At 38.7% G+C, this 26,441-nt stretch carries 26 protein-coding genes, 2 pseudogenes and 1 riboswitch; of the genes and pseudogenes, 14 read left to right on the top strand and 14 right to left on the bottom strand.

Going from position 1 to position 26,441, the window contains the following annotated elements:
* The first annotated feature begins 17 nt into the window (after positions 1-17).
* Positions 18-1,946, top strand: a complete 1,929-nt coding sequence (locus GN217_RS11275) for an LTA synthase family protein (RefSeq protein WP_156856785.1) — start codon at positions 18-20, stop codon at positions 1,944-1,946.
* Positions 1,947-2,308: 362 nt separating this feature from the next.
* Here the strand turns inward: GN217_RS11275 and GN217_RS11270 are convergent, their stop codons facing one another.
* Positions 2,309-2,485: a DUF2759 family protein gene (locus GN217_RS11270; RefSeq protein ID WP_156856840.1), complete on the bottom strand. Its 177-nt coding sequence runs from the start codon at positions 2,483-2,485 to the stop codon at positions 2,309-2,311.
* Positions 2,486-2,652: 167 nt separating this feature from the next.
* On the opposite strand from GN217_RS11270, the gene GN217_RS11265 reads away from it, so the two are divergent.
* Entirely contained in the window at positions 2,653-3,276 is a 624-nt protein-coding gene (locus tag GN217_RS11265; protein ID WP_156856784.1) for an MBL fold metallo-hydrolase, read from the top strand.
* A gap of 292 nt (positions 3,277-3,568) precedes the next feature.
* Here the strand turns inward: GN217_RS11265 and GN217_RS11260 are convergent, their stop codons facing one another.
* From GN217_RS11260 to comGA, 9 genes are all read right to left on the bottom strand, one after another.
* Positions 3,569-3,811, bottom strand: coding sequence for a DUF2626 domain-containing protein (locus tag GN217_RS11260; protein ID WP_156856783.1), 243 nt, complete (start codon positions 3,809-3,811; stop codon positions 3,569-3,571).
* A gap of 76 nt (positions 3,812-3,887) precedes the next feature.
* Positions 3,888-4,586: a helix-turn-helix transcriptional regulator gene (locus GN217_RS11255; protein WP_156856839.1), complete on the bottom strand. Its 699-nt coding sequence runs from the start codon at positions 4,584-4,586 to the stop codon at positions 3,888-3,890.
* A gap of 256 nt (positions 4,587-4,842) precedes the next feature.
* A complete protein-coding gene (locus GN217_RS11250; RefSeq protein WP_156856782.1) occupies positions 4,843-5,202 on the bottom strand; it encodes a hypothetical protein in 360 nt (119 codons plus the stop codon).
* Positions 5,192-5,647: a competence type IV pilus minor pilin ComGF gene (locus tag GN217_RS11245; protein WP_198042641.1), complete on the bottom strand. Its 456-nt coding sequence runs from the start codon at positions 5,645-5,647 to the stop codon at positions 5,192-5,194. The genes GN217_RS11250 and GN217_RS11245 overlap by 11 nt, the downstream gene beginning before the upstream one ends.
* Complete coding sequence (locus tag GN217_RS18705; RefSeq protein WP_198042640.1) at positions 5,595-5,936, bottom strand: type II secretion system protein; 342 nt, start codon at positions 5,934-5,936, stop codon at positions 5,595-5,597. The genes GN217_RS11245 and GN217_RS18705 overlap by 53 nt, the downstream gene beginning before the upstream one ends.
* Complete coding sequence (gene comGD / locus GN217_RS11240) at positions 5,905-6,351, bottom strand: competence type IV pilus minor pilin ComGD (protein WP_156856780.1); 447 nt, start codon at positions 6,349-6,351, stop codon at positions 5,905-5,907. Before comGD ends, GN217_RS18705 begins: the two co-directional genes overlap by 32 nt.
* A 2-nt stretch (positions 6,352-6,353) precedes the next feature.
* Positions 6,354-6,656 (bottom strand): competence type IV pilus major pilin ComGC, encoded by a 303-nt coding sequence (gene comGC / locus GN217_RS11235; protein WP_255454386.1) that lies wholly within the window; start codon positions 6,654-6,656, stop codon positions 6,354-6,356.
* Between the two features lie 15 nt (positions 6,657-6,671).
* Positions 6,672-7,727 (bottom strand): type II secretion system F family protein, encoded by a 1,056-nt coding sequence (locus GN217_RS11230; RefSeq protein WP_156856779.1) that lies wholly within the window; start codon positions 7,725-7,727, stop codon positions 6,672-6,674.
* Positions 7,672-8,676 carry a competence type IV pilus ATPase ComGA gene (gene comGA / locus GN217_RS11225; RefSeq protein ID WP_232334412.1) on the bottom strand — a complete coding sequence of 335 codons (1,005 nt, stop codon included), beginning with the start codon at positions 8,674-8,676 and terminating at the stop codon, positions 7,672-7,674. Before comGA ends, GN217_RS11230 begins: the two co-directional genes overlap by 56 nt.
* A gap of 144 nt (positions 8,677-8,820) precedes the next feature.
* On the opposite strand from comGA, the gene GN217_RS11220 reads away from it, so the two are divergent.
* Positions 8,821-9,003 (top strand): YqzE family protein, encoded by a 183-nt coding sequence (locus GN217_RS11220; RefSeq protein ID WP_156856778.1) that lies wholly within the window; start codon positions 8,821-8,823, stop codon positions 9,001-9,003.
* Here the strand turns inward: GN217_RS11220 and GN217_RS11215 are convergent.
* The gene (locus tag GN217_RS11215; RefSeq protein ID WP_156856777.1) at positions 9,000-9,785 is read right to left on the bottom strand and encodes a YqhG family protein; all 786 of its coding nucleotides are present in this window, start codon (positions 9,783-9,785) and stop codon (positions 9,000-9,002) included. The genes GN217_RS11220 and GN217_RS11215 overlap by 4 nt on opposite strands.
* Position 9,786: 1 nt before the next feature.
* Positions 9,787-11,439 (bottom strand): DEAD/DEAH box helicase, encoded by a 1,653-nt coding sequence (locus GN217_RS11210; RefSeq protein ID WP_156856776.1) that lies wholly within the window; start codon positions 11,437-11,439, stop codon positions 9,787-9,789.
* A gap of 137 nt (positions 11,440-11,576) precedes the next feature.
* Positions 11,577-11,670, top strand: a riboswitch (glycine riboswitch).
* A 193-nt stretch (positions 11,671-11,863) separates the two neighbouring features.
* On the opposite strand from GN217_RS11210, the gene gcvT reads away from it, so the two are divergent.
* Genes gcvT through gcvPB form a run of 3 tightly spaced genes read left to right on the top strand, consistent with a single transcriptional unit; the run spans position 11,864 to position 15,809 of the window.
* On the top strand, positions 11,864-12,985 hold the full coding sequence (gene gcvT / locus GN217_RS11205) for a glycine cleavage system aminomethyltransferase GcvT (protein ID WP_156856775.1): 1,122 nt from the start codon (positions 11,864-11,866) through the stop codon (positions 12,983-12,985).
* Positions 12,986-12,997: 12 nt separating this feature from the next.
* Complete coding sequence (gene gcvPA, locus GN217_RS11200) at positions 12,998-14,347, top strand: aminomethyl-transferring glycine dehydrogenase subunit GcvPA (RefSeq protein ID WP_156856774.1); 1,350 nt, start codon at positions 12,998-13,000, stop codon at positions 14,345-14,347.
* Positions 14,340-15,809: an aminomethyl-transferring glycine dehydrogenase subunit GcvPB gene (gcvPB, locus tag GN217_RS11195; RefSeq protein ID WP_156856773.1), complete on the top strand. Its 1,470-nt coding sequence runs from the start codon at positions 14,340-14,342 to the stop codon at positions 15,807-15,809. Before gcvPA ends, gcvPB begins: the two co-directional genes overlap by 8 nt.
* A 64-nt stretch (positions 15,810-15,873) precedes the next feature.
* Here the strand turns inward: gcvPB and GN217_RS11190 are convergent, their stop codons facing one another.
* Positions 15,874-16,245, bottom strand: coding sequence for a rhodanese-like domain-containing protein (locus tag GN217_RS11190; RefSeq protein ID WP_156856772.1), 372 nt, complete (start codon positions 16,243-16,245; stop codon positions 15,874-15,876).
* 331 nt (positions 16,246-16,576) lie between these two features.
* Here GN217_RS11190 and GN217_RS11185 point away from each other — a divergent pair.
* The 5 genes and pseudogenes from GN217_RS11185 to GN217_RS11165 form a co-directional block, all read left to right on the top strand.
* A pseudogene (locus tag GN217_RS11185) lies at positions 16,577-17,371 on the top strand (ribonucleotide reductase N-terminal alpha domain-containing protein); the annotation flags it as partial.
* 322 nt (positions 17,372-17,693) lie between these two features.
* Positions 17,694-19,463: pseudogene (locus GN217_RS11180) on the top strand (vitamin B12-dependent ribonucleotide reductase); the annotation flags it as partial.
* Between the two features lie 467 nt (positions 19,464-19,930).
* Entirely contained in the window at positions 19,931-21,193 is a 1,263-nt protein-coding gene (locus GN217_RS11175; protein ID WP_156856769.1) for an MFS transporter, read from the top strand.
* A 458-nt stretch (positions 21,194-21,651) separates the two neighbouring features.
* Positions 21,652-22,074 carry a transcriptional regulator MntR gene (mntR, locus tag GN217_RS11170; RefSeq protein WP_156856768.1) on the top strand — a complete coding sequence of 141 codons (423 nt, stop codon included), beginning with the start codon at positions 21,652-21,654 and terminating at the stop codon, positions 22,072-22,074.
* A gap of 162 nt (positions 22,075-22,236) precedes the next feature.
* The gene (locus GN217_RS11165; RefSeq protein ID WP_156856767.1) at positions 22,237-23,124 is read left to right on the top strand and encodes a patatin-like phospholipase family protein; all 888 of its coding nucleotides are present in this window, start codon (positions 22,237-22,239) and stop codon (positions 23,122-23,124) included.
* A 38-nt stretch (positions 23,125-23,162) separates the two neighbouring features.
* On the opposite strand, the gene GN217_RS11160 is transcribed toward GN217_RS11165, so the two are convergent.
* Entirely contained in the window at positions 23,163-23,546 is a 384-nt protein-coding gene (locus GN217_RS11160) for an SA1362 family protein (RefSeq protein ID WP_156856766.1), read from the bottom strand.
* A gap of 419 nt (positions 23,547-23,965) precedes the next feature.
* Between GN217_RS11160 and GN217_RS11155 the strand changes: the two genes are divergently transcribed.
* The 3 genes from GN217_RS11155 (at position 23,966) to efp (ending at position 26,207) form a co-directional block, all read left to right on the top strand.
* Positions 23,966-24,472, top strand: coding sequence for a YqhR family membrane protein (locus GN217_RS11155; RefSeq protein ID WP_156856765.1), 507 nt, complete (start codon positions 23,966-23,968; stop codon positions 24,470-24,472).
* A 90-nt stretch (positions 24,473-24,562) separates the two neighbouring features.
* Positions 24,563-25,627 (top strand): M24 family metallopeptidase, encoded by a 1,065-nt coding sequence (locus GN217_RS11150; RefSeq protein WP_156856764.1) that lies wholly within the window; start codon positions 24,563-24,565, stop codon positions 25,625-25,627.
* A gap of 19 nt (positions 25,628-25,646) precedes the next feature.
* Positions 25,647-26,207: an elongation factor P gene (efp, locus tag GN217_RS11145; protein ID WP_156856763.1), complete on the top strand. Its 561-nt coding sequence runs from the start codon at positions 25,647-25,649 to the stop codon at positions 26,205-26,207.
* Positions 26,208-26,441: the final 234 nt, after the last annotated feature.

Raw genomic sequence — 26,441 nt, 5'->3', positions numbered from 1 at the left:
ATTTGGGAGGATTTAGAATGAGGAAAAAACAAGCAAGAATACCGTTATATATTATTGCGTCCTTGCTATTCGGTCTTAAAACATATATTGTTTACCGTTTTATGTTTAATATTGAACTAGATAATAGAATGCAAGAGCTCATCTTATTTATTAATCCGTTTGTCTCGGCATTTCTAATTTTTGCAGTGTCCGTTTGGTTTAATAAACCATCAAGACAAATGAAATACTTGCGTTATACAGCATTTATTTTCAGCTTTATCGTATTTGCTAACTTAGTATTCTATCGTCAATTTACGGACTTTATTACACTTCCGCAATTATTTATGGGAAGCAACATGACGGATTTGGGTTCAAGTATTCTTACGTTGATTAAACCATATGACATTCTGTTATTTACAGATGCCGCAATTATTTGGTATTTGAGTAAAAAGAAAGAATCAACTTTATCTGTTCAGTATTTGAAGCGAGGAAAAGCTTTTGCGCTTTCCATGTCTCTATTGTTGCTTGCGGGTAACTTTTTCTTAGCTGAAATGGAAAGACCGCAATTATTTACACGTGCATTTGACAGGGAGTATTTAGTGAAGAATATCGGATTATTTAATTACCATGTCTATGACCTTGTTATACATTCGAAAACAGAGTCGCAACGTGTGTTCGCAGATGGAAATGAAATCCCGGAAATTAAAGATTATATTGAAGATAATGTAAAAGTGACCGAGAAATCGGATATGTTCGGGGTCGCTGAAGGTAAAAATGTTATATTCATCAATGCGGAATCGGTCCAAGGCTTTGTTGTAGGAAAAGAAGTGAATGGGCAAGAAATTACACCATTCCTCAATAAGCTTGTTGAAGATGAGGATACGTATTACTTCGATAACTTCTTTGAACAAACGGGTCAAGGGAAGACATCGGATTCAGAATTCCTAGTTGAAAATTCATTATATCCACTTTCAAGAGGGGCTGTATTTTTCACTCATGGAGGTAATGAATACCATGCTCTACCTGAAATACTGAAGGAAGAGGATTATTTTTCAGCAGTGCTTCATGCGAATAATAAGAGTTTCTGGAACCGTGATGGGATGTACAGAAGCTTGAACCTTGATCATTTTTATAGTGATGAAGCTTATGAAATAACCGATGAAAATTCAGTTGGCTGGGGACTCAAGGATAAACCGTACTTTGAACAATCAATTAAGTATTTACAAGCAATGGAACAACCATTCTATACGAAATTCATTACACTGACTAACCACTTCCCATTTGAATTGGATGAAGAAGACAAATCAATCGAACCATATGATTCCAATTCGAATACGTTAAATAATTACTTCCCGACCGTACGTTATGCGGATGAAGCGATTGAAGAATTCTTCGATCACCTAAAACAGGCAGGTCTTTATGAAGATTCCATCATCATTATTATGGGAGACCATATTGGAATCAGTGCTAACCATAATCGTGCTATGAGCATGTTCTTGGATAAGGAAGAAATCACACCATATGACCAGGTCCAGTTACTAAAAGTACCATTATTCATTCACATACCAGGTCATGGCAAAGGGGAAACAATCTCTACAGTTTCCGGTCAAATTGACTTAAAGCCGACAATTCTAAGCCTTCTTGGGATTGAACATAAAAACGATATTTACTTCGGTAATGATTTATTTGCAAAGAACCGAAAAGGCTATATCGCTTTGAGAAACGGTGATTTTGTGAGTGATGATTATCTTTCAACGGCAGGTATGTGCTATGATGTTCATACTGGTGAACTAGCTGATGTGGAGGATGAAGCTACATCAGAGGAAGAAGCTACTACAGGAACGAGCAGTCCTTGTGATGAAATTGCTGAAAAAGTAGAATTGGAATTAAGCTATTCCGATAACATTATATATGGAGATCTATTCCGTTTTGTAGATTTCACAGAAGAAAAACAGGTAGAGAAGTAATATTCTCTACCTGTTTTTTCGTATGTGTCTAGCATGGGATATAACTTGGTGGGGAACGTCCACTACAGGCTTGGCAGCAGGAATTGCTAGCGGAAGGGAAGGGCGTCCGAAGTGATAATGACAGAATGTTGCTGGCTAATACTCGCAAAGGATATTGGCGAGCTTTAATGAAGATACTATCCATCATGCCATACTAAATGAAAAGCTCATAAAATGGGGACTTAAAGATTTGTCCACACTCTATGAGCCTCGATATTTAAAAGGTTGAACCGCCGTATACGGAACCGTACGTACGGCGTGTAAGAGATTGACTAACCGACTAATGGTTAGTCACCTACTCGATTATATTAGATTATAGTTACTTAGAGGTTAGCTAGCTCTGAAATGATCGTAGCAATAGAAAAGAATCCAAAAGTTGCTGCTGTTAATACAGAAAAAATCAATGCAAAATAATTTTTAATTTTTAATTGACGAATTACTGAAACAACGGCAAGTAAAGCAACTAACAAAAATAAGATACCTAATATAATGTGACTCATCAAAAATTCACCCTCCTTATGTCTATTCTCCCTTAGAATAAAATACTAGCACTAAGGATCCCTTTATATTATTATGTAGATACTCTATAATCATTCTAATGCATATTAATATTTTTGTCGAGGCATAACCTAAAGGAATGCATCGGTAACTAAAGGGGACGAGAACAATGGAAATAAAAACGATGCCGGTCGGTATGATTGGAACTAACTGTTACATCTTATCAAAGGGGAAACATGCGCTTATTGTGGATCCAGGTGGTGACGCGGAGAAAATCATTCAATATATAGAGGAAAATGAACTGACACCCTTAGGAATCTTATTAACACATGCTCACTTTGACCACATTGGTGGCTTGGAGGCAGTGAGAAATAAGTTTCAGGTGAATGTGTATATTCATCAGGCGGAACAGAGTTGGTTAACAGATCCGATGCTTAATGGGTCCCATAAGTTAATGGGCGGGGAAATCACTGCAACAGAGGCAGAAATAACGCTGGAAGAAGGTGAGCTTACGATCGGGGAGTTTCACTTTACAGTTGCCCATACACCGGGGCATTCGCCAGGAAGTATGAGTTTTATCTTTACAGACTCGAAGCAAGTATTCAGCGGAGATGTCCTTTTTAATCAAGGGATAGGTAGAACAGATTTACCCGGAGGAGACTTGCCGACACTTGAACACTCTGTCACAAGGAAACTATATCAATTAGATGATGAGTATAGGGTATATCCTGGACATGGTCCAAGTACAACCATTGGTTTTGAAAAAGTAAACAATCCGTTTTTCCGTGGATGATGCAGGCATGTTAAAATGGGAACAAAAGTGCAAGCTCCCTTGCAGGAAGTTTCGCGATTCGTTTCATGTGTGCCTGGGTGTACGATTACTCATCCCACAGAGGGGCTTTGTACTAGTACATCCAGCAGTCGCAGCAACGTACAAACTTCGCCTACCTAGATGAGATGGGGGCGTTTGATGTTACCCGAGGACATGGCTAGCTTTGAAGCTTAAGTTATCACAGCATTTTTATTGTATAGTTTCTTATAATAGAAAAAACCATGCAAATACCCCTTGCATGGTTTTTTCGCGTTTAACCGCCGAACCCCGGTACAAGTATAAATTCAGAATACCATGTATAACCTACCATGAATACTGTTAAATAAGCTCCGAATAAATACATATACATCCGTTCTGATAATTTTAAGTAGCCTAATGTAAGGAAAAATACTGTTTGAATCAAGGATAGTACGGATGGAACCATCATGTCCCCAACGTAGAACATAACGGCAAAGATCCCTGTCCAAAAGCCCAGCATACGAAACACACGATCCATGTCTCTTTCCCCCTCCTTCTAGTTGACCTATCATAATTATTATAAACGAGGAAGCAAATATTGTAAACGATTGACATTAAACGATCGAAAGTTTTGCGATATATGCGCAATTACTGCAATTGTCGGTAAACATATTTTTTTCTTCAACCAATTCAATTGAGGTAAACAATGCTTCAAACATTCCTTTTAAAAATATTTGATGCATCTCGCATACCAGATGGTGATTATTGTTCGCAATCTCTTTAAATGGACAATTATTCACAGAGAAACTAATGGCTTTCATTTCTTCGTTGTACTTGAAAGAAGGGTACATGCCGAGCATGCGGCCTGTTCGTTCAAGCACGGTAATTTTTTCATAAATATTCGCATCATCCTCAAGATATTTGATATCCTGATGCATTACTTCTGTTCCATATTTTTTTCCTGTTTCGTAAAGTGCTTGTTTCCCTGGCTCTCCAAGTTCCATCAAAGCTTCAAGAGTAATGGATGAAAGGATTTTATAATCCCGCGCAGGGAAGTTCAATTCGACAACTTCATTCGATAACTGATAGCGTCTACCAGGACGGCCGCCTTTACCTGTTTTTTGTAAAAAAGAGGTAACAAGATTAATTTCCTCAAGTTTTGATAAATGGAGTCTCGCCACATTCGGGTGAATCTCAAAAACCCGGGAAATATCTGTGACACTCACGTCTTTATGGTTTTCCACTAAATGCTGATAAATATTAAATCTCGTAGGGTCGCTCATCACATTGGTAACTTTTAACATGTCTTTCATTGTTTTCACCCCATCATTCTAAATCGATTATCATGATGCATCCTCATCCTTCATCTCACTTTTATCTTTGAAAAGAAAGATAAATTAAATCTAGTGAGGCGAATGATAGCAGACGATAACACTCTAATTCACTCACAGAATATTCAGCGGGAAAATATAAAAAATCCCAATGAATAAAGTTCTTTTATACCTTAATTATATTAGAAAAATCGTGAGAAAGGGTGAGTATTGCAGCTTTGTTGAAAAGTGTACATAATTATTGATGAAATATATCGTTATGGATAAGGTGATTGATTGAAAAAGCGTAGTCCTGGTTAAACGGTTGAATGTTGAATTGTAACTTTCGGTAAGCCTCGGTAAAGTGGGAGATAGTAATTTCTACATGACCATTCGGAAAGTTATAGCTGACGGCTTGCAGTATCTCCTTATATTCCATTTGTTCCTCCACATACTTCAAACGGGCCATTTGAAATAAACTTTCGACTTGAATATGTTCTACTTGTGTAGCTGTTATATACACTTCATTTCTGTAAGAGAAAATACTGCCGGTAACAATGAGGAAGAGGATGGCGATGATAAATAATACATGAAGCAAAATAAATCCACTAGACTCCATTATAAAACGTGAAAATCTTTTCATATGTTGCACCTTCTTCAGTGGTGATGACTAACTTTATACCAAACGGTTCTTCCTTAAATCTAAGAGACTCCACCCCACGCAAGTAAATTTCATGCCCTCTGCCATTAACTTGTCTTCTTATTAGTGAATCATATTTACTGATTGTGACCGTTTCATCGTCTTCTTGAAGTAAATATAGTGCGTGATCGCGGATATAGTAATCATGAGACTTCAGGATATCATCTCGGATAAAACGGAAAAGTTCGTATACCGCCAACTCTTCATAATTATTAGTTGTCTTGACTGTTTGCAAAGCATAGGCTAAAAACGGTAATGTGAGAAAGATAATCGTTACCATCGTCATTAAGGAAATAAAATTAAACCCTTGCTCATTCTTTACGTAATGCGAATAGACAGATGGTTTCTTCAGACTCTTTTGCATTCTGCCAAGATACACATCCTTTCGTATAGATATCCTCCTTATTAAATTCAAAATGAAATAATGTATCATTTCTTGTTGTTTCAAGAACAGCGGGGAGCGGGGGAGGCTTCCCCCAAATAAATTGCTGCAATTCAGTTTGTAATTGGTTAGCCGCCCATCTTTTGTCACTGAGAGTATTGTAGGCCAGTTGAATATCCGCATAAATCGGTATAAATAGAATGAGGGCTTGAAAAAATATACTTGACGCGATCAGAACTTCAATCATCGAGTACCCGTTTTTCTTTTTCAATATAAAACCTCCCTTTACCGAGTGGGAATACGATAAATAACTTTTCACTAGGTGTATACATAACGAGCGTACGGGGCTGGAGTACGGTTCCCGATTGCACAAATCGGAGTAACCGTGTTTGATTACTGGCGACCAACGTCCAGTCCGCTGGGTAGTCCCGTTCTGCAAAAGGTTTATTTACTCCAGATAAGATACTGTAATGATTATCATAGAATCGGATGTACATCTCATCTCTCGTATGCTTGCTCGATTGATTTTGTATGAAAAGCACATCTTGCTTTAATGTCTCAATAAATTGTTCCTCCTGCTGTTTTCCGAGCAATTCAGACTGAACAGGAACGGTGAGTAGGAAAAGAATTGAAAGTATGCTTAGTGTAACGAGCATTTCGATAAGCGTGAAACCATTTTTCTTCATCGTTACGAGTCATCGTTTACTTTTCCATTACGGATAGTGATTGGAGTGTCCCCGCAACTTGTTTGATTGTCTTTTAAATAGCCTGCTGAAACGAGAGTTTGTATATTATTCACCTTCTCTTTGTTATCCAAATAATATGCTTCTGCTTGGGTTTGTACAATCTCCTTTAGTGCTTCGCAACCTTTATCATTCACACTTTCCGACTGATTTGCCAAGTTAGGGATAATCAGTAATAATAAGACGGAGATAACAAGCATAACAATCAGCATTTCAATTAGGGTAAACGCGCGTTCGTTGTTGAACAAAATAAATCGCTCCTTTTAAAATGAATTAATCAGTTGAAACATGGGCCACATAATACTTAAATAGATAAAAATTATAAATACCCCGAGCACTGTATAAAATACGGGTTGAATATACGTAATAACCCGAATCGTCACCCGCTCTATCTCTTCAAGCAGCATATCACTGTATAACGTCAGATCCTTCTCTAATACGGGAACGGTTGTATTCTTCTGGAAAATAACAGCTAATTGTTTTTCAATTAAGGGCAATTCTTCAAGCAAGCTGCTGATATGGTATCCGCGTTCTAGGTTATTCGTTAGTAATATTGCATAGTAAGAAAGGATAGGAAGTCTGTTTTGGTTTGCAAGTTCGGCAAGTATTTCCTTTAAAGTGAGTCCTGCTTTAAGCAAAGAGCTGAAATGTGTGGCGAGCTGGAGGCTTGTTTGCAGACGTAAGTAGTAGCGATAGCCTGGAATGCGCTGAACTACTTTCAATTGTTCTTCCATTGCCATTCTTGGCTGCACGTGCCGCCAGATAATTACAAACAAGATACCGACCACTACGATGGAAATAGCGGAAAACTGAATAAAGTCCATCAGCCATTTTAGAATGTTGATTGTTGTTTGCGTTTCGGGAGATGAAGTAAATAAGGTTTGAAATGCGGGTAGTACACGGTGATTAATAAAAAACAAAACAACAGAGAATATAAGCAGTAAAAATAGAGGGTAACGAATAATCTGCTTAAATTTGCGGACGTTTTGAAATTGATGCTCGACCAATTCCAAGCATTTTCTTATTGCCTCGTTCAAATCAGAATTCGCATGGACAAAATAAAGAAAGGAGCTGATAGCAGGGTGGAAGCCAGCGCTCTCGAAAATATTATCAAGCCGTGCACCTTCTTTTAATTTTACTAAAAAGTATTGTGAAATAGGTGCCAGGTCCTTATCCCAAGCTGTCGCTTCGAGTGCATCTTGTAAGGAATAACCATTTGTTAAAAAACGTTCTACACGTTTCAAAAATCTGATTTGAATTGTTTCAGGTAATTTTCGTTGTTTCTTGACGAAAAGCTTCAGGGGAGAAGCCATAAGCATATGCTTTCCTCCTTAAATGATCAAAAGAATTAGTGCCATGTTGTCCAATATCAAGACGTGTTTGGATTGCGTCATTTAACTTGTCGCCTTCAAGCAATTCTAATATCGCTGCCCGGCGAACAGTGCCTTTATGCTGAATTGGAATTAATTGAATAGATGCAACAGCTATTAGCGATTGAAGCAGGTCTTGTTGTTTAATGCCCATATCAAGCAGTCGGTAAATTGTTCCAACAGCATTTCGTGCATGGAGTGTACTAAGAACAAGGTGACCTGTCAGGGATGACTGTAATGCAAAATGTGCAGTTGATTCATCTCGTAACTCTCCAACCATCAATAAATCCGGGTCATGCCGTAATGCAGCCTTCAATCCTGCTTGATACGTAATCCCTGCTTGTTCATTGATTTGCACTTGAATGACATCATCCATTTGTCTTTCAACAGGATCCTCAAGGGTCACAGCTTGAAAGGAATGTTCTTTCATTAGAAAATGGATTAAGGCATAAAGCGTTGTCGACTTTCCGCTACCAGCTGGTCCGGTAATTAAAAATAAGCCTGAACGTGCGCTCGCTAATTCTTTAAGTTTATTCAATTGGTAAGGGAATAGAAATAATTCATCGAGTGGAAGGGAATCTTCTTGTGGTAAAATCCTAATCGCCAAACTTTCCGAATCGAGGAGCGGTAAGGTTGACAATCTTAATGTATGTTTACCGAGGTTCGGGAAAATATTGGCAATACTGCCGTCTTGGGGCTTTTTTGATTCTCCTATATCCATACCTGCCGTGAATTTAAAAAAGGTGAGTAAAAGCTCATATTGATTCGTTGGGATCGTACGAAAAAGTTTTCGTTTGCCTTGGATACGGAAATGGATGTTCGTTTCTTTTTGTGAGGGCAAGAAATGAAGGTCTGTAGCATGTTGCTTGATTGCTTGTTGCATTATCTGTTTAACCAAAGGTAATGCCGGGTTCAACTAGTCGTCACCTCCTTTAAATTATATGATTCGACATGTAATAAGATATTCCTGCTTTATTTTTTGTTTTTTTGTATAAATATAATTTAGTCGTAAAAGCTATTAAAAAATAGGAGGAGGTACAAAATGTCGACTAATAATTATTTGAAGTTTATAACAGAGGAAATAGTTAAATACATGAACAGCCCGCGGGAGGAGCGGAAGGAAAGGAGGAAAACCGACAAGCAAGAAGAATCCGTTGTGTTGAATCGCTGGTTCGGAATCCTTCCTTTCTCATTTAAATTGTTTATAAAAGGTAGGCGGGCTTAAACTTCGGGAAATTGTTGGAGCAGGTAGATTAATCCTCCGCTTGTTACGTCAATTGCTATCTCTGGAGTATACCGATTATGAATTTCTTCCAATTCCTTCTTAACAATATCATTCTCCAAATCGTCTTTATAAAATTGTTTTAAGAGGGCGATTTCTTCATTCCGTGTTTCAATCGCTTCATTGATCCACTCTTTCGGCTGGTTTTCAACATAATGTTGGATGATTTTTTCAATCCGTTTATAACCACTTGCGAGCGTAATGATTGGCGAGATCGTATAACAAAAATTAGATATTTGCTGTTTCAAATTGAGTTTATTTAATTCATCCATCATATTTACAATAACTTTTCCGGTGACAAGTTGAATTCCTAATGAAATAATCTCTTCCTTCTTTTGTCTGCCTCGATAACTTACTTTAAAGTTCGCGAGTAACCATGGGTAAAGAGGTGTATTTTTATCGGTATTCACTTCTTGGAAGAGCAATGTATACTTTTCGTGATGTGTGACATGGTTGAATATCTGTTGCAGCCTGGGACTGCCTATATCAATCCATTCCCCTTGTTGATCTCGTTTTTCCGGGTTCGTAATGAGTGTGAGCGTCATTGGTACTCCTTTTTGCCCAAGGTTTTGCATATAATGCCAATAGAATGGACGATTCATTAATACTTTATCCAATTCCTCTGTTAACTCTACTTGTAAGACACCATTTTCTTTATTCAAAAGCTTACATTGATATGCACTGAAAAAGTCGATCATAAATTGTTCGATGTTTACGATTGCCATTTTATTCACCTACACTTTTTTCATTCATGTCATCAGCCAATTTATGGACGATGGATGCTAAGTTCTCAAGTTTAATCTCTGCTTCTCCTAATGAGTCGGACTCTCTGTAAATGGTCTCTATTTCCTGTTCCATATCTTGAATATTCAAATCAGAGAGAATTGCATCAAGCTCGCCGATCACGTTTTCAAATAGTCTTATCTTCTCATATAGTACATTTAAAATATGTTCCTCAATCGTTTGCTTAACAGCAAGATTGTATACCTTCACATCATTTTCCTGACCAAACCGATGGATTCGACCAATCCGTTGTTCAATTTTCATTGGATTCCATGGTAAATCATAGTTAATCATATGGTGGCAAAACTGCAGGTTGATCCCCTCGGCTCCTGCTTCGGTAGCAATTAATACTTGTGCTTTTCCTTTAAAAAGCTGTAGCATCCAATCTTTCTTACTACGGTTAAAGCCGCCCCGAAATGGTACAGAACTAATCCCGTGCTGCTGCAGAATCCACTGTAAATACAATTGGGTTGCGCGGTATTCCGTGAAGATAATTACTTTTTCATTGCCAATTTGTTCAATTAATTCAACTGTTTTTAATGCTTTTGAATGGGCTGGCAATTCATTGATTTTTTGAATGATGGAATGGATTTCTTCATCTGGGGTGTTTGCTTCTTGTAATTTCTGAAGTGACAGAAAACAAGCCTCTCTAGAAGAACAGATCTCTCGCAGTAATGTAATCTTTGTAAATATATCTTGCCCCCGTTGCATATTATTTAACTGTTGATAGACTTCTGTTTCTTCCTTTGTAAAATCAACGAGAATGGTTTCGATAATCCGGTTCGATGGTTTTAAATTTGTATTTTCCCTCGTATTGCGAATCATGACCCGTTCAATAAGTTGTTTCAGATAGGCGTCAGCTTCTTGTTTTCCCTTATTTCCGGAATATTTCTCTTTAAACGAGGCAACATCTCCAAGATGACCCGGTTTTAAAATCGAAATAAGGTTGAATATCTCCATTAAATCATTTTGAATTGGCGTAGCAGTCAACAGCAGGCAATACTTCTTTTTAATCTGCCGTACAAATTGATAATTTTTCGTCTGATGGTTTTTAAGTTTATGCGCCTCATCAATTAAAACGAAGTCATACTCATTTGCTAGAATCACTTCTTGGTGTGGAGTTCGTTTAGCAGTATCAAGGGAAGAAACTAGAATAGTATTGCCTTCCCAGTTATGATGTTTCCGGTGACTGACAGCAGGTATATAGAATTTCGTATTCAATTCATTCACCCATTGGTTCACAAGGGAGGCAGGAACAAGGATTAGTGCATTTTTAACGAGACCCCGCAACATATATTCTTTTAAAATCAACCCTGCTTCAATAGTTTTTCCTAAACCAACCTCATCAGCAAGTATAACCCTGCCATTCATTTTTTCGATTGCTTCTAGAGCTGTTTCCAGCTGATGGTCAAGAAAAGACATATGCGGTAAAAAATCCAAACTTCTTAACCCGTGAAAAGAAGGGACGATCCTTGCCTGTTCTGCCTGATAGGCGAGCGAAAACAACTGAAAGGAACTAAACGGGCCATCACTGTCAAGCCGTTCCTCTAATTCTTTTATAAAAGTCTGATTACGATTCAAATGTACCAAATCCATATGTTACACCCCGAGTATCTAAATAAAATTTGGATTTCACTATACCTTTTTTAAATATTATGGTATATTCAATGCAAAGGTAGAGGATTTCTTATGATAGACTTAGTTTTACCATTATAAAAAAATATATGCTGTGGATGAAGATAAGGGGAGAGCTTACATGATCTTAATGTAACGCCGAAGGAGCAAGCTTAAGACGAATCTCTCAGGCAAAAAGACTCTTATCGGACACAACTCTGGAGAGCGTTTACATATCGTAAACCACCCAAGAAGCAAGTAGGAACGGAAGGGAAACCTGGCATGTTCTTGCGCAACTTTCTGGTAGAAGGACAGAGATTTCTTACACATAAGGAAATCTCTGTCTTTTTATATTGTTAATGTCAGAATATAAAATCTTTTATTGACTTCAGAGGGAGTGATGGAGATGGAACCATTAAAACGTACGCCGATTTTTTCGGAGTATGAAAAGTATGGGGCGAAAACAATTGATTTTGGAGGTTGGGATTTACCTGTACAGTTTTCGGGGATTAAAGAAGAACATAACGCAACTAGAACAAGCGCAGGCCTGTTTGATGTGTCCCATATGGGAGAAATTATTGTAAAAGGAAGTAAGGCGGTAGCATTTCTTCAAACGATGACGACGAATGACATAAGTAAGCTGGAACCGAAGAAAGCACAATACACATTTCTTTGTAACGAGAATGGTGGAGTAGTTGATGATTTACTCATCTACATGCTAGGAGAGGACCATTACATGCTCGTCGTTAACGCTGCTAATACTGAAAAAGATTTAATGTGGTTAAAGAAACATAATAATTATGCATCAAATGAAGTTGCGATTGTTGATGAATCGGAACGATATGGTCTTCTAGCCATTCAGGGACCGAAAGCAGAAGCTATTTTACAAGAACTCACCGACACAAACCTAGCTGCAATTAAAGCTTTTCGATTTGAAATGCATGTTGCAATACATGGGATTGAACAAGGGACGATAATCTCCCGTTCAGGTTATACGGGTGAAGATGGCTTTGAAATTTATGTTGCGCCTGAAGAGGCAGGAAAGCTTTGGAATCTTATCTTAGAGACCGGGAAAGAAGCAGGAATTGTACCAGCTGGTCTCGGGGCTCGAGATACACTCCGTTTTGAAGCAAACTTGCCGTTATATGGGCAGGAACTTTCCGAAACAATTACGCCTATTGAAGCAGGTTTGACTTTTGCGGTTAAAGTTGCTAAAGAAGCTAATTTCATTGGGAAGGATGTCTTAAAAGAACAGGTTGAGAATGGACCAAAAAGAGAAATTGTCGGTCTGGAAATGATAGACAAAGGGATCCCGAGAACCGATTATGAAGTTCTATCTGAAGACGGAGAAAAAGTAATCGGACATATCACGACAGGAACACAATCACCGACTTTAAAGAAAAATATTGGCCATGCATTACTCGACACGGATTATACAGAAATTGGAACAGAACTGTTGATTCAAGTAAGGAAACGGCAACTGAAAGCGAAAGTAGTACCTACACCATTTTATAAAAGAGATAATTAGGAGGGATTGGAGATGGGATTTCGCTATTTACCAATGACGGAATCAGATAAATTAGAAATGCTTGATGTAATCGGTATTGATTCAACAGATGAACTGTTTTCGGACATTCCAGAGGAAATTCGTTTCAAAGGGGAACTAAACGTAAAACCTGCTAAAAATGAATATGAACTAATGAAAGAATTAACTGCCATGTCCAATAAAAATGTAAATCTAAAGGATTATACGTCTTATTTGGGAGCAGGAGTCTATGATCATTATATACCTTCTGTTGTAGACCATGTCATCAGTCGTTCCGAGTTTTATACTGCATATACACCATACCAGCCGGAGATATCCCAAGGGGAACTGCAAGCGATTTTTGAGTTTCAGACAATGATTGCTGAATTAACCGGCCAACCGATTGCAAATTCCTCTATGTATGATGGTGCGACAGCGCTAGGTGAAGCAGTTAATTTAACTGCCGCTCGTACAAAAAGAAAAAAAGTACTCGTTTCAAACGCAATTCATCCCGAATCACGGGAGGTAGTGAAGACATATGCTACCGGCCAACATGTAGAAGTTGTTGAGATAGATCATAAAGATGGTTTAACGGATCTAGAAGCACTTGAAAGAGAACTCGATGATGATGTAGCTGGTGTCGTCATCCAATATCCGAACTTCTTTGGTCAAATAGAACCTTTAGCAAAGGTGCGTGAATTGCTCAACTCCAATAAAAAAACAATGATGGTTGTTTCTAGTAATCCACTTGCGCTCGGATACTTGACACCACCTGGTGAATTCGGAGCAGATATCGTCGTCGGGGATACGCAAGTGTTTGGCATACCAGCCCAGTTTGGCGGCCCGCATTGTGGATACTTTGCAACGACGAATAAGTTAATGCGAAAAATTCCAGGACGTCTTGTCGGACAGACAATAGATGAAGATGGTGTCCGTGGATTTGTACTTACACTTCAAGCTAGGGAGCAGCATATCCGGAGAGATAAAGCAACGTCAAATATTTGCTCGAACCAGGCACTGAATGCGCTAGCTAGTTCAGTTGCAATGAGTTCAATTGGAAAGCATGGTTTGAAGAAAATGGCAGAACTAAATATGAAAAAAGCCCGCTATGCCAAACAACAATTCGCGGAGATAGGAATTCCTGTCTTATTTGATCAACCATTCTTTAACGAGTTTGTCATCCAGCTGAATAAAACGGTAAGCGAAGTGAATGAGGCATTACTTACCAAGGGAATCGTCGGCGGATATGATTTGGGTCGAGATTATCCAGAATTAGAAAATTGTATGTTAGTTGCCGTAACGGAAATCCGTTCCAAAGAAGAGATTGATCAATTGATTAAGGAAGTGGGGGATATCAATGGCTAAAAATGAATTTCCATTAATCTTTGAACGCAGTAAAAAGGAGCGAACAAGTTATAGCTTACCGGATCTTGATGTACCAGACATCGATTTGGATGCGGAATTTGAAACGCCGTATGTTCGGAAGACTGCTCCGGAATTACCTGAAGTAAATGAACTCGAAATTATGCGGCATTATACAGGATTATCGAATCGAAACTATGGAGTGGATTCCGGGTTTTATCCGCTTGGCTCATGTACCATGAAATATAACCCGAAAATTAATGAAGATGTAGCGCGGCTCCCGGGATTTACCCATATCCACCCATACCAAGATCCGAAAACCGTGCAAGGTGCACTTGAAATGATGTATGATTTGCAAACCTCACTTAAAGAAATTACTGGAATGCATGAAGTATCCTTACAATCGGCAGCTGGAGCACAGGGCGAATGGGCTGCGTTAATGATGATCCGTGCTTTCCATGAGGCGAACGGGGAGCATCACCGGACAAAAGTCATCGTTCCGGATTCCGCTCACGGGACAAATCCAGCATCTGCTGCAGTGGCAGGCTTTGATGCTATAACAGTGAAATCCAATGAAGACGGTCTTGTTGATATTGAAGATTTAAAGCGGGTTGTAGATGAAAATACAGCTGCTTTAATGCTTACGAATCCGAACACACTTGGTCTCTTTGAAAAAGAAATTATGGAGATGGCCGAGATTGTTCATGGTGTCGGTGGGAAGCTTTACTATGATGGTGCAAACCTAAACGCAATTATGGGTTATACAAGACCAGGAGATATGGGCTTTGATGCTGTTCATTTGAATCTCCATAAAACATTTACGGGCCCTCATGGTGGCGGTGGACCAGGTTCAGGACCAATTGGGGTATCAGAAGAGCTTGCACCATTTTTACCTAAGCCATTAATTGTGAAAGAGAATGATGAATATAAATTAGAACATGACCGTCCGCAGTCCATCGGCCGTATTAAGGCATATTATGGAAACTTTGGAATCAATTTGCGTGCCTATACTTATATTCGTACAATGGGTGCAGAAGGATTAAAGAAAGTTAGTGAATACGCGGTTTTAAATGCGAACTACATGATGCGCAGATTAGAGCAGATATATGATTTACCTTATAAGCAACATTGTATGCATGAGTTTGTTCTATCTGGGAAAAAACAGAAAAAACTCGGTGTCCGTACACTCGATATTGCAAAGCGTCTGCTAGACTTCAACTATCATCCGCCAACAATCTATTTCCCGTTAATTGTTGAGGAAGGGATGATGATTGAACCGACGGAAACAGAGTCTAAAGAGACGCTGGATGGTTTCATCGATGCTATGATAAACATTGCAAAAGAAGCAGAAGAAGATCCTGAAATCGTTCAAGAAGCACCACATCACACAATTGTAAAGCGAATGGACGAAACGACCGCAGCAAGAAAACCAATTCTTCGTTACACACGTGAAGACAATTCATAATGGATAGGGAAAATAAAAAAGCCGACAGACTATGAGTAAAAAAGTCTGTCGGCTTCTCTCTTACCTATTTTGCTTTTATTTTTCCAGTCCAGTTTTTGAATCCGCCTTTTAATTGGTAGAGTTCTTTATAACCTTGTTTGTGTAGAATTTGGGCAGCGCGACCTGAACGGCTGCTTTTTTGACAATATAAATAAACTGGCTTGTCCTTTCTGATTTCTACTAGACGCTGTTTCAGTTGTGTTACTGGGATATTCCGTGCCCCGAGGATATGACCAGCATCATATTCTTGTGGCTCACGTACATCAATTAATTGGGCTTTTCGGTAGCCCTCAATCCACTGATCCTGATTGAGTACATTCAAAATCATTTTCTGTCTGTAATACCGGAATATCGAAAAAACAAGCAATGCAACTAAAACAATTAATAAAACTGACATATTTTTTCCCCCGTCTTTCTCATATCTCAACTCATATTATAAAATACTTTTAACCGCTTTAAAAGCATTTCGAATAGCCGGTCCTTTTTTATAAAAAAATAATTTATATAAAAGTCGATACTAAGGTCGATACCTGTAAGCTTTTCGGTATTTTTCCGCAGGTTTGTGTAAACTTATTCTCTTGACAAAAACTCACATATATTGTTTAATACACAATATATAGTGTGTTCACTCGTTAATTGATACCATATATTGTTTTAAATATTATAAAACGTGGTACTACATAATTATAACACATTACACATAAAAAGATGAATAAAGGAGTGGTTTCGTGTCGACGATATTAGAAAAAGTGAATGGAATTGATGTTGTTTCATTGAATAAGGATATTGAATTATTTGATGCAGTACATCCGATTACTAGTGATATGAAGCTCACACATAGTGGAGTCTCACGCTTAGTTATGCTCGACAGATACGCTTTTAAAGATACAGGAAAAGCTACATTAAAAACTGGTGATTTTGTTGTTTTAACAGTGAAATCCGATCCTAAATTCCCAGCTAGAGGGTTAGGATTTGTACAAGCAATCAATTGGGAGAAAAATGAAGCAGATATTAAAGTTCTGGATGAATTTGTATCTACCCTCGATAACGAAGTAGAGATGGAAACAGGTATTATCACGCGTTCGCTTGATGTAATTGATAAACCGCTTGAAGTCTTTTATGAGCAAATCGCTAAACGAAATGCGACCGGCTTAGCAGTAGTGGAGGAAACGGAAGAAAAACGTAAAGAATCATTTGAAATGTTTTATAAGGAACTAGCTGATCTTAATTTCGTGCCAGCAGGACGTGTGTTATACGGTGCAGGTGCAAATACGGATGTAACATACTTTAATTGCTATGTGATGCCATATGTAAAAGATTCCCGGGAAGGTATTTCCGATCACCGGAAGCAAGTAATGGAAATCATGTCCCGTGGTGGAGGAGTAGGGACAAATGGTTCAACACTTCGTCCAAGAAACACATTGGCACGCGGAGTAAACGGAAAGTCATCCGGATCCGTATCCTGGCTTGACGATATTGCCAAACTGACTCATTTAGTAGAACAAGGCGGATCGAGACGTGGTAAATCTGCTTAAGTGCCTCGTCTATAAATAAACCTCGTGAATTGCTGGAAACTCTTTTTATGACTTGCTGGCTACAACGTAACTGGAAACGGTAAGCGTGAATGCTTGAAAACAGCAAGTGGTTAAAGACAATCAGCAGCCAAGCACCTGCTCGAATGGTGAAGGTTCAACGACCATCGAAAGCACACTTAAATGTGGAAGCGAGTAGAGTAGGAGTCAAGTGACTCCGAAGTGCGAGGACATTCGAAAGGGAATGTAAGATATGGTCTGAACTTCAGGGTGACCTGGAGAGTTGATGTAACGGATCAACGCAACATAATTGGCGCAAATGATTATGCTTGTGGATTCTCACCCGGATATTATTGAGTTCATCATCTCAAAAATGCAGAATCCGCGTATTTTAAGATATTTAATCGAAAATACAGAAGATGAACAAATCAAAACGCTGGCAAGAGAAAAACTGAACTTCACTCCACTTACAGAGACGGAGATTGATTTATATACAAGTGTACAAAACTATAAAGGTTTCCCAGGTCTTGGAGGATTTACAGAGGCCTCCATGCGTGAGGCTGGGCAGAAGTTAAGAGATGGCGGTTCCTATAGTGTTCATAATCCAGATTTCCTAACAGGAGCTAATATTTCCGTATGTATTACAAAAGAATTCATGGAAGCTGTAGAAAATGACGAAATGTATGAACTGCGCTTCCCGGATGTGGAAAATTATACACCGGAAGAAATGAAAGCATATAACGAAAAGTGGCATGAAGTTGGAGACGTTCGTAAGTGGGAAGCAATGGGTTATGGTGTTCGCGTTTATCGCCGCATCCGAGCTAAAGAACTATGGAACTTAATCAACGTTTGTGCGACCTATTCCGCAGAACCTGGAATTTTCTTTATCGATAATGCGAATGATATGACAAACGCATCAAGCTACGGACAGCAAGTTGTCGCAACAAACCCATGTGGAGAACAGCCACTCGCACCCTACAGTGTATGTAACTTGGCTGCTGTAAACTTAGCGGTAATGGCTGACAAAGTAAACAAAACAGTGGACTATGAGAAACTAAAAGAAACAGTCCGCACCGGAGTTAGAATGCAGGATAATGTTATTGATGCAACACCATATTTCCTTGAAGAAAATAGAAAGCAAGCCCTCGGTGAACGTCGGGTTGGCCTTGGGGTAATGGGGCTGCACGACCTGCTCATCTACACGGAAACGAGATATGGTTCAGAAGAAGGTAACGCACTTGTTGATAAAGTATTTGAAACAATTGCAACGAGCGCCTACCGAGCTTCCATTGAACTTGCAAAAGAAAAAGGCAGTTTCCCGTTCTTGATCGGTGAAACAGATGAAGAAACGAATCGGTTGCGTCATGCATTTATCAATACTGGTTATATGAAAACAATGCCGGAAGATATTCGCGAAGGTATTTTGAAACACGGTATTCGTAACTCCCACTTGCTAACAGTTGCTCCGACTGGAAGCACTGGAACAATGGTTGGGGTATCGACTGGGCTTGAGCCATACTTCTCCTTCTCCTACTTCAGAAGTGGTCGCTTAGGTAAATTTATTGAAGTGAATGCAGCAATTGTTGAGGAGTATTTGGAGAACAATCCAGAAGCAGATAAAGAAAACTTACCAGAATGGTTCGTATCTGCGATGGATCTTTCAGCTGAAGAACATGCGGATACACAATGTGTCATCCAGCGCTGGGTAGACAGCTCTATTTCGAAAACAGTTAACGCTCCAAAAGGCTACACGGTTGAACAAGTAGAAAGTGTCTATCAGAGATTGTACAAGGGAGGAGCAAAAGGCGGAACCGTATATGTTGACGGAAGCCGTGACTCTCAAGTACTGACACTGAAAGCCGAAGAAAATACAGTTGGCGAGCAGACAGAATTGTTCGAAGATGAAACTGATAAGCCGAAAGTTGTTTTAATGGACACAATTCAAGAACTGGATTCTACAAATGTAAATATCGGTTCTGAAATTGGGGATACATGCCCGGTATGTCGCCAGGGAAGCATTGAGGACATTGGTGGATGCAACACATGTACAAACTGTGCTGCCCAATTAAAATGTGGTATATAAAAGTTAAACTAGAAATGGAATTTGATAAAACAACCTCTTAGGTATATAGCCATAAGAGGTTGTTTTTTGCTATTGTATGGGCTAACTCTGCATTTGTCACGTATTAACGCTCTGTAATACCCCTACCTTTAAACAAGAGGGAAAACCAAAAAGGTAAGGTGGGGGATATACAGCCCGTAAATACCTGATTCTGTTCAACTAACATTCAGTGGGGGAGGTAAGGAAACCCCGACTGAATGAAGTTTCACTTTATTTCAACGCGTTTCGTAACAAGTATTTTCAAAAAATAATAAAAATGGTATAGTATGTAGAACCAATATTAGAAAGAGAGTGATAGATGATGACAGTCTGCATCGATAATCCCAATATTAGCAAAAAAAGAGCGGGAGTAGAACGGAGCATTGTCTATATTAATTAATACAGTGTAAAAAAAATTTGCTTCCGCATCAATGAGCGGAGGATAAAAGTTGAATTTTTCAAAACAGAATACTTTTTACGTTTTTTTATGGATAATTGTAAGTCAATTTGTTTCTTTATTGGGATCATCAATGACCCGGTTTGTGTTAGGTATTTGGGTTTATCAGTCTACAGGCCAAGTGCTTAACTTTGCAATGGTTTTGGTTGCAAGTTATTTACCGAGTGTTGTGGTCTCTCCATTTGTTGGTAACTACATTGATCGTAAAGGACCTAGATTGGCTTTGGCTGTCGGTGGGATTTTAGGAACTGGAGTACTCGCGATTGGAACGGTTGTTGCGATGGCTGATGGGCTCATGTTGTTTTTTATTTTTCTTCTGACAATAACATTATCTGTTGTAAGTGCGCTAGAAACGCCTGCCTTACAAACGCTGACACCGATGCTAGTTTCGGAAGAACGCTTGTCACAGGCAAATGGAATGCTTGCATCTGCAACCTCAACAACGAATATTGTTGGACCAGTACTTGGCGGTGCGCTTTATGCCTTTGGTTCAATAGACTGGATTATAGGAATCAATTTTGTCACCTACTTGCTAGGATTAATTGTTGTTCTTATTTTATGGGAACGTCTAGATAAAAAAATTGAGAACGACGATAAAAAGCAACAGACCAGCTTTTGGTTAGATTTAATCAATGGATTTCACTATACATACAGTCATAAAGCATTATTTTCAATGATTATGTTCCATACTTGGCTTAATGTTGCACTAGGGGTAAATAGTGTCATTCGCCAACCTTATATTTTAGACTTTGGTTCAGAAGAGCAGTTTGGGCTTGTGACTTCTTTATTTGGTGTTGGCATGGTGCTTGGTAGTATTGTTATGTCAACCTTGAAAGTAAAAAACAAGATGATTAGGTATGTTCTTTTATCTTCACTGGGGATGGGACTTGCTGTACTCCTAACAGGGCTAACCGAGCGCATTTGGTTGATCGGCTGCATATGGATTGTGATGGGTTTTTTATTGCCGATTACGAATACATTAAGTATTACGCTTATTCAGCGTAATACAGATCCTGTATACCTAGGTCGAGTATTTTCAATTTCCAGAATGCTTTCATGGGCAACACTTCCGTTAGCTTATGTCATTGGAGGATTAGCAGGAGACTGGCTAGTAAGTTATCAAGTTACATTTATGTTTTTAAATCCGTACGGGTTCTTACTTGTAGTGGCAGGAGTATCTATTGCGGTCATTATTGCCTACTACTCCCTTTTTAGCAGCATTGAAGAGCTAGAGAAAAAACAAAAGACCATATAACGTTGTAAATGAAAACCGGCCTTCTTTAATAGATTGCCGGTTTTCAGGGTCTTTTGAAAAATATGGTAAGAAATTGGGTGAAGTTTAGCAAAATTGATGGAAAGAGGGGGAATGAAACAGAGTGAGTACCCACAATAATAAGATTTAGTACGTTTATTTGTTTTCTACTCTTTTGGATTTTGTTTGATTGTTAGGATATAATCCTCAATCAACGCTTTCTGTAAGCGAAAATATAGCTTTGGAAAATAAATTGGAGGCTTATATAGAAGAACATGGGAGCAGGCAAAACTTTTCCAGGCGATTATCGATAATTCGCATGTAACAGGAATCTTGTTGACTTATCTTTATTCTTTTTAGTATAATTACTTGTCTCCTTCGTGTTTTTAAGGTATTCTAAAAGTGAAAGAAAAAATTTTGCGTTGGATAAACTTTGATGTACGATGAAATGAGGTGAAGATATGCCAACACCGAGTATGGAAGATTATATTGAGCAAATATATATTCTCATCGAAACCAAAGGATATGCCCGTGTATCGGACATCGCTGAAGAGCTAGATGTTCATCCGTCATCCGTAACGAAAATGATCCAAAAGCTTGATAAAAGTGAATTCGTTAATTATGAGAGATACCGTGGTTTTATGCTGACAGACAAGGGAAAAAAAGTTGGCGAGAGGCTACTATATCGCCATGATCTTCTTGAAGATTTCCTTGAGATAATTGGGGTAAAAGAGGAAAATATTTACGATGATGTCGAAGGTATTGAACATCATTTAAGTTGGAATTCCATCGATCGAATTGATGATTTAGTGAGATATTTTAAAGAAGATGAACAGCGAGTCAAGGATTTAAAAGCACTACAGCAATCGAAGCTAAGTAACTAACACGCGAGCATGCCAACCTATGCCGCGTGTTTTTTCGCATAAACCGGCATGTAGATTGTGTTCAGCCCCTACTGTATTTTGATAACAAAATTCAAAGTAAGTTCTAAATACATCCCCATCTTTCGTAAGTATTAATACTACGCAAAAATCAGGGGGAGGATTATGCGAATAGACGCGGTGTTTTCGGGTGGTGGGGTAAAAGCATATGCTTATATAGGTGTACTGGAAAGTATTGAGAAACACCAATTGGAGCTTGAACGTGTCGCCGGGACATCGGCAGGTGCAATCATTTCAGCATTAATAGCAGCTCGCTATACGTATACAGAAATTGAACAAATTATTCGCGAACTCAATGTGAAATTATTTATGGACCCACCGATACTAACGAAATACTTTCCTTTTATGAAATGGGGGTTTCTCTATTTTCAAATGGGAATTAACAAAGGGGACAAATTGGAAGAATGGCTGACCGAAATATTAGCAGCGAAAAATATTCGGACGTTTAAAGATTTGAAAGAGGGTTATTTGAAGATCGTTGCAAGCGACTTATCGCTTGGGAGGCTCGTTGTTTTTCCTGACGATCTTATGCCGCACTATGGTCTTGATCCGAACCTTTTCCCAGTAGCAAAAGCGGTACGGATGAGTGCAGGCTTTCCGTATTTCTTCATGCCGAAGAAACTTCCAGGTAAAACAAATAATAAAAGCATTATTGTGGATGGAGGATTGTTAAGTAATTTTCCACTTTGGATTTTTGGACGCAAAAAGCAATTACGGCCCGTTCTTGGTGTGAAATTGACAGAGAAAGATGAAATGTTGAACGAGCCACAAATTATTACAAATGCGCTTAATATGTTTCACGCTCTATTTCTTACGATGAAGAAGGCGCATGATATGCGGTATATTTCGAAAGCAGAGGAAGATAAAATATTATTTATACCTGTACATGATCTTGCGGGAACAGATTTTAACCTGTCAGAAGAGAAAAAATTGGAACTTGCTGCTATAGGGAAAGAGGCAGCAGATCAGTTTCTTAGGGGCTGGTCAGGCTAGAAGCGGATTTAAAAATAAAAGAAGCCGGACCGAGTTACTTAGAAAGTGGCTCGGTCTTTTCCTTTTGTTTTCGATTTATTTCCTTCAATTACCCGTAAATGGGTAGGACGCCTTTTACCTTTCCGTGATCGGTCAGTTTTTCGATTAGCTAAAGGGGCCGGAGTTGGTTTCTTAGGTGCAGCTTGTTGGTATTTTGATTGGGATTGTTTCACTGCTTGTTTATATTTCTTCATTTCATCGGACGAACCTCTTGAACGGTTAACAATAAAATAGAGCAACGCAAAAATAGCGACGGCAAAACCGAGCATCATAGCCATTCCCATTAGAAAATTACGAGTATTTCCGAACAGCTGTGTAATCAATCCGAATACAGCAAGGGCGATAATGATGTAAAAAAGATAAGCTATTTTATTACGCTTCATGAAGAAGTCCTCCTTTCCTTCATAAAAATACACTCTACTAGCTATATACCACAATTAAGCATCGGGAAACTTAGAAGTTACGGAAAGAACTGCACCTGATAAAGTGAAACTTCATTCAGTGGGGTTTCCTTACTGTATACCCCCCACTTTCACATGTTGCGCTTCCCTCATGTATAGAAGTGGGGGTTACAGACCGTTAATGCGTGATAAACTATTAACAGTTTTGACCAGTAACATAAAACTATACGTGATAATTCATGTTTCTTATTTGTCTGATATCACTAATGTTTCCCTGCTTTAATTGTACTAAAAATAATAACATAAGACTATTGGTTAAGCTTATTATTATAATGAATTATTGTTTTCCGAGTGAAAGAAAACTTTAGGATTGGTCATACTACTGGTTGAGGTGATCAACTATGGCGGAAAATAAAGATAAGAAGCAAGATACAGCTTCTAACTACTCACTTGGTCGAGCACTTATAATTGGAGCGGTTGGCGGATTTCTATGGAGCTTGTTTCTCGCAGTTTCTTATTTTTTTAACTTGACAGAAGTTGCTCCAAAAACATTTTTATTGAAACCGTGGATACAAGCAGGGTGGTCTGATCGTTTAGTTGGTCATATTGTTGCTATTATTATAGCGAGCATCTTATCTCTTTTCCCGGCGGTTATTTATTTTGGCTTATTCCGGAAAGTAAATTCAATCTGGATGGGGGTTGGGTATGGTATTTTACTTTGGGGGATTACCTTTTTCCTCATGCAACCGCTCCTTCCCTATACAAGACCAATGGCGGATCTCAACTTGGAAACATGGGTTACGACCGTGTGTATATTTATATTATATGGTCTGTTCACCGGTTATTCCATTTCCTATGATTATCATGAAACAAAGATACGTAAAATCAGACAAGAGCCGGAAAGTTAGTCTTTAAAAATTACCATTCAAGGTAACATTATGATACACTAAAAAAACGATGAACTATATTGAAAAATTTGATGGGGGAAGAGATGAACGATGGTTAAATTACAGAAACTGCGGGAAAAATTACTAGAAAACAAATTAGACGCTTTTATTATTGCTAGCCAAATCAACAGAAGATATATTAGCGGTTTTACCGGTACGGCAGGCGTTGCAATTATATCGGATAAGGACGCTCGGTTTATCACAGACTTCCGTTATACTGAACAAGCAAGTGCACAAGCTGAAGGTTTTCAAGTGATTGAACATAAACAGGGTCTGGATGCCGAAGTGAAAAAGCAATTAAACGATATGAATGTAAACCGGGTAGGCTTTGAAAAAGATTATACTACATATGGGCAATTTGAAACGTATAAAAAAATGTTGGATGTGGAGCTAGTTCCAGTCAGCGGTCTTGTGGAAGCTTTACGGATGATTAAGACACCGGAAGAGCTTGCGATTATGAAGCAAGCAGCCGAGATTGCGGATGATGCGTTTGTGCATATCCAATCTTATATCAAACCGGGAGTAAAAGAAATTGAGGTCGCTAATGAGCTGGAATTTTTCATGCGCGGTAAAGGGGCCACATCCTCAAGCTTCGATACGATTGTTGCTTCTGGACACCGTTCTGCCATGCCGCATGGGGTAGCTTCTGAAAAAGTAATCCAAGCAGGGGAACTGGTTACATTAGATTACGGCGCCTTGTACAAAGGATACTGCTCGGATATTACGCGAACAGTAGCAGTTGGTGAAGTTAGTGATGAACTTCGGAAAATTTATGATATCGTGTTAGAAGCGAATATGCGTGGGGTAAGAGAAATTAAACCGGGTATGACCGGAGTTGAAGCGGATGCCATCACAAGAGATTATATTACCGAAATGGGTTATGGGGAGAACTTTGGACACTCGACAGGGCACGGTCTCGGTATGGAGGTTCATGAAGCGCCAGGAATCTCCACACGTTCTAAACAAAAATTAGAACCGGGTATGGTCGTAACAGTAGAGCCAGGAATCTATGTAGCTGGGGTTGGCGGCTGCCGAATTGAAGATGATATTGTCATTACAGAAGAAGGAAATAAACGGTTAACCACCTCATCAAAAGAATTCATTCAATTAGGATGACACATAAGGAGGAAAATTAATGATTTCAGTAAACGATTTTAAAACAGGTCTTACGATTAAAGTAGATGGAGATATTTTGCAAGTAATTGAGTTCCAGCATGTTAAGCCAGGAAAAGGAGCTGCATTTGTCCGTTCGAAATTACGTAACTTGAGGAATGGTAATATCCAAGAAAAAACATTCCGCGGCGGTGAAAAGGTAGAACGTGCTCATATTGAAACGAATAAAATGCAATACTTGTATGCTTCAGGTGATTCCCATGCATTCATGGATACAAATACGTATGAACAAATTGAAATTCCAGGAAGCCGTCTCGAGCATGAATTAAAATTCATCGTGGAAAATATGGAAGTTACAGTTATTTCGTATGAGGGCGAAATTCTCGGAATCGACCTTCCTAAAAACGTGGAGCTTGAAGTTACGGAAACCGAGCCAGGAATTAAAGGCGATACCCAAAGCGGCGGTTCCAAATCAGCTACATTAGAAACAGGTATAACCGTACAAGTTCCATTATTTGTGAATCAAGGGGATAAACTAGTCATTAGTACCGACGAAGGTAAATACGTTTCCCGTGCAAACTAAAATTTATCACGTATTAACGGTCTGTAATACCCCCATCTTTAAACATGAGGGAAGCCCGAGATGGGAAGGTGGGGGATATACAGTCCGTAAATACCTGATTCTGTTCAACTAACATTTGTATGAAAATACTTACGAAATAACGCTAAAAATGGCAATAAGAAAGTAGATCCCTTAAATCCTGATTTTTTAAGAGATGAAGTTAGTTATTCATATTTAGTTTAGAACTTAAGCTAT

It is taken from the genome of Oceanobacillus sp. AG (assembly GCF_009746545.1).
GTDB lineage: Bacteria > Bacillota > Bacilli > Bacillales > Amphibacillaceae > Oceanobacillus > Oceanobacillus indicireducens.
This window is presented reverse-complemented; position numbering and strand designations above follow the sequence as displayed.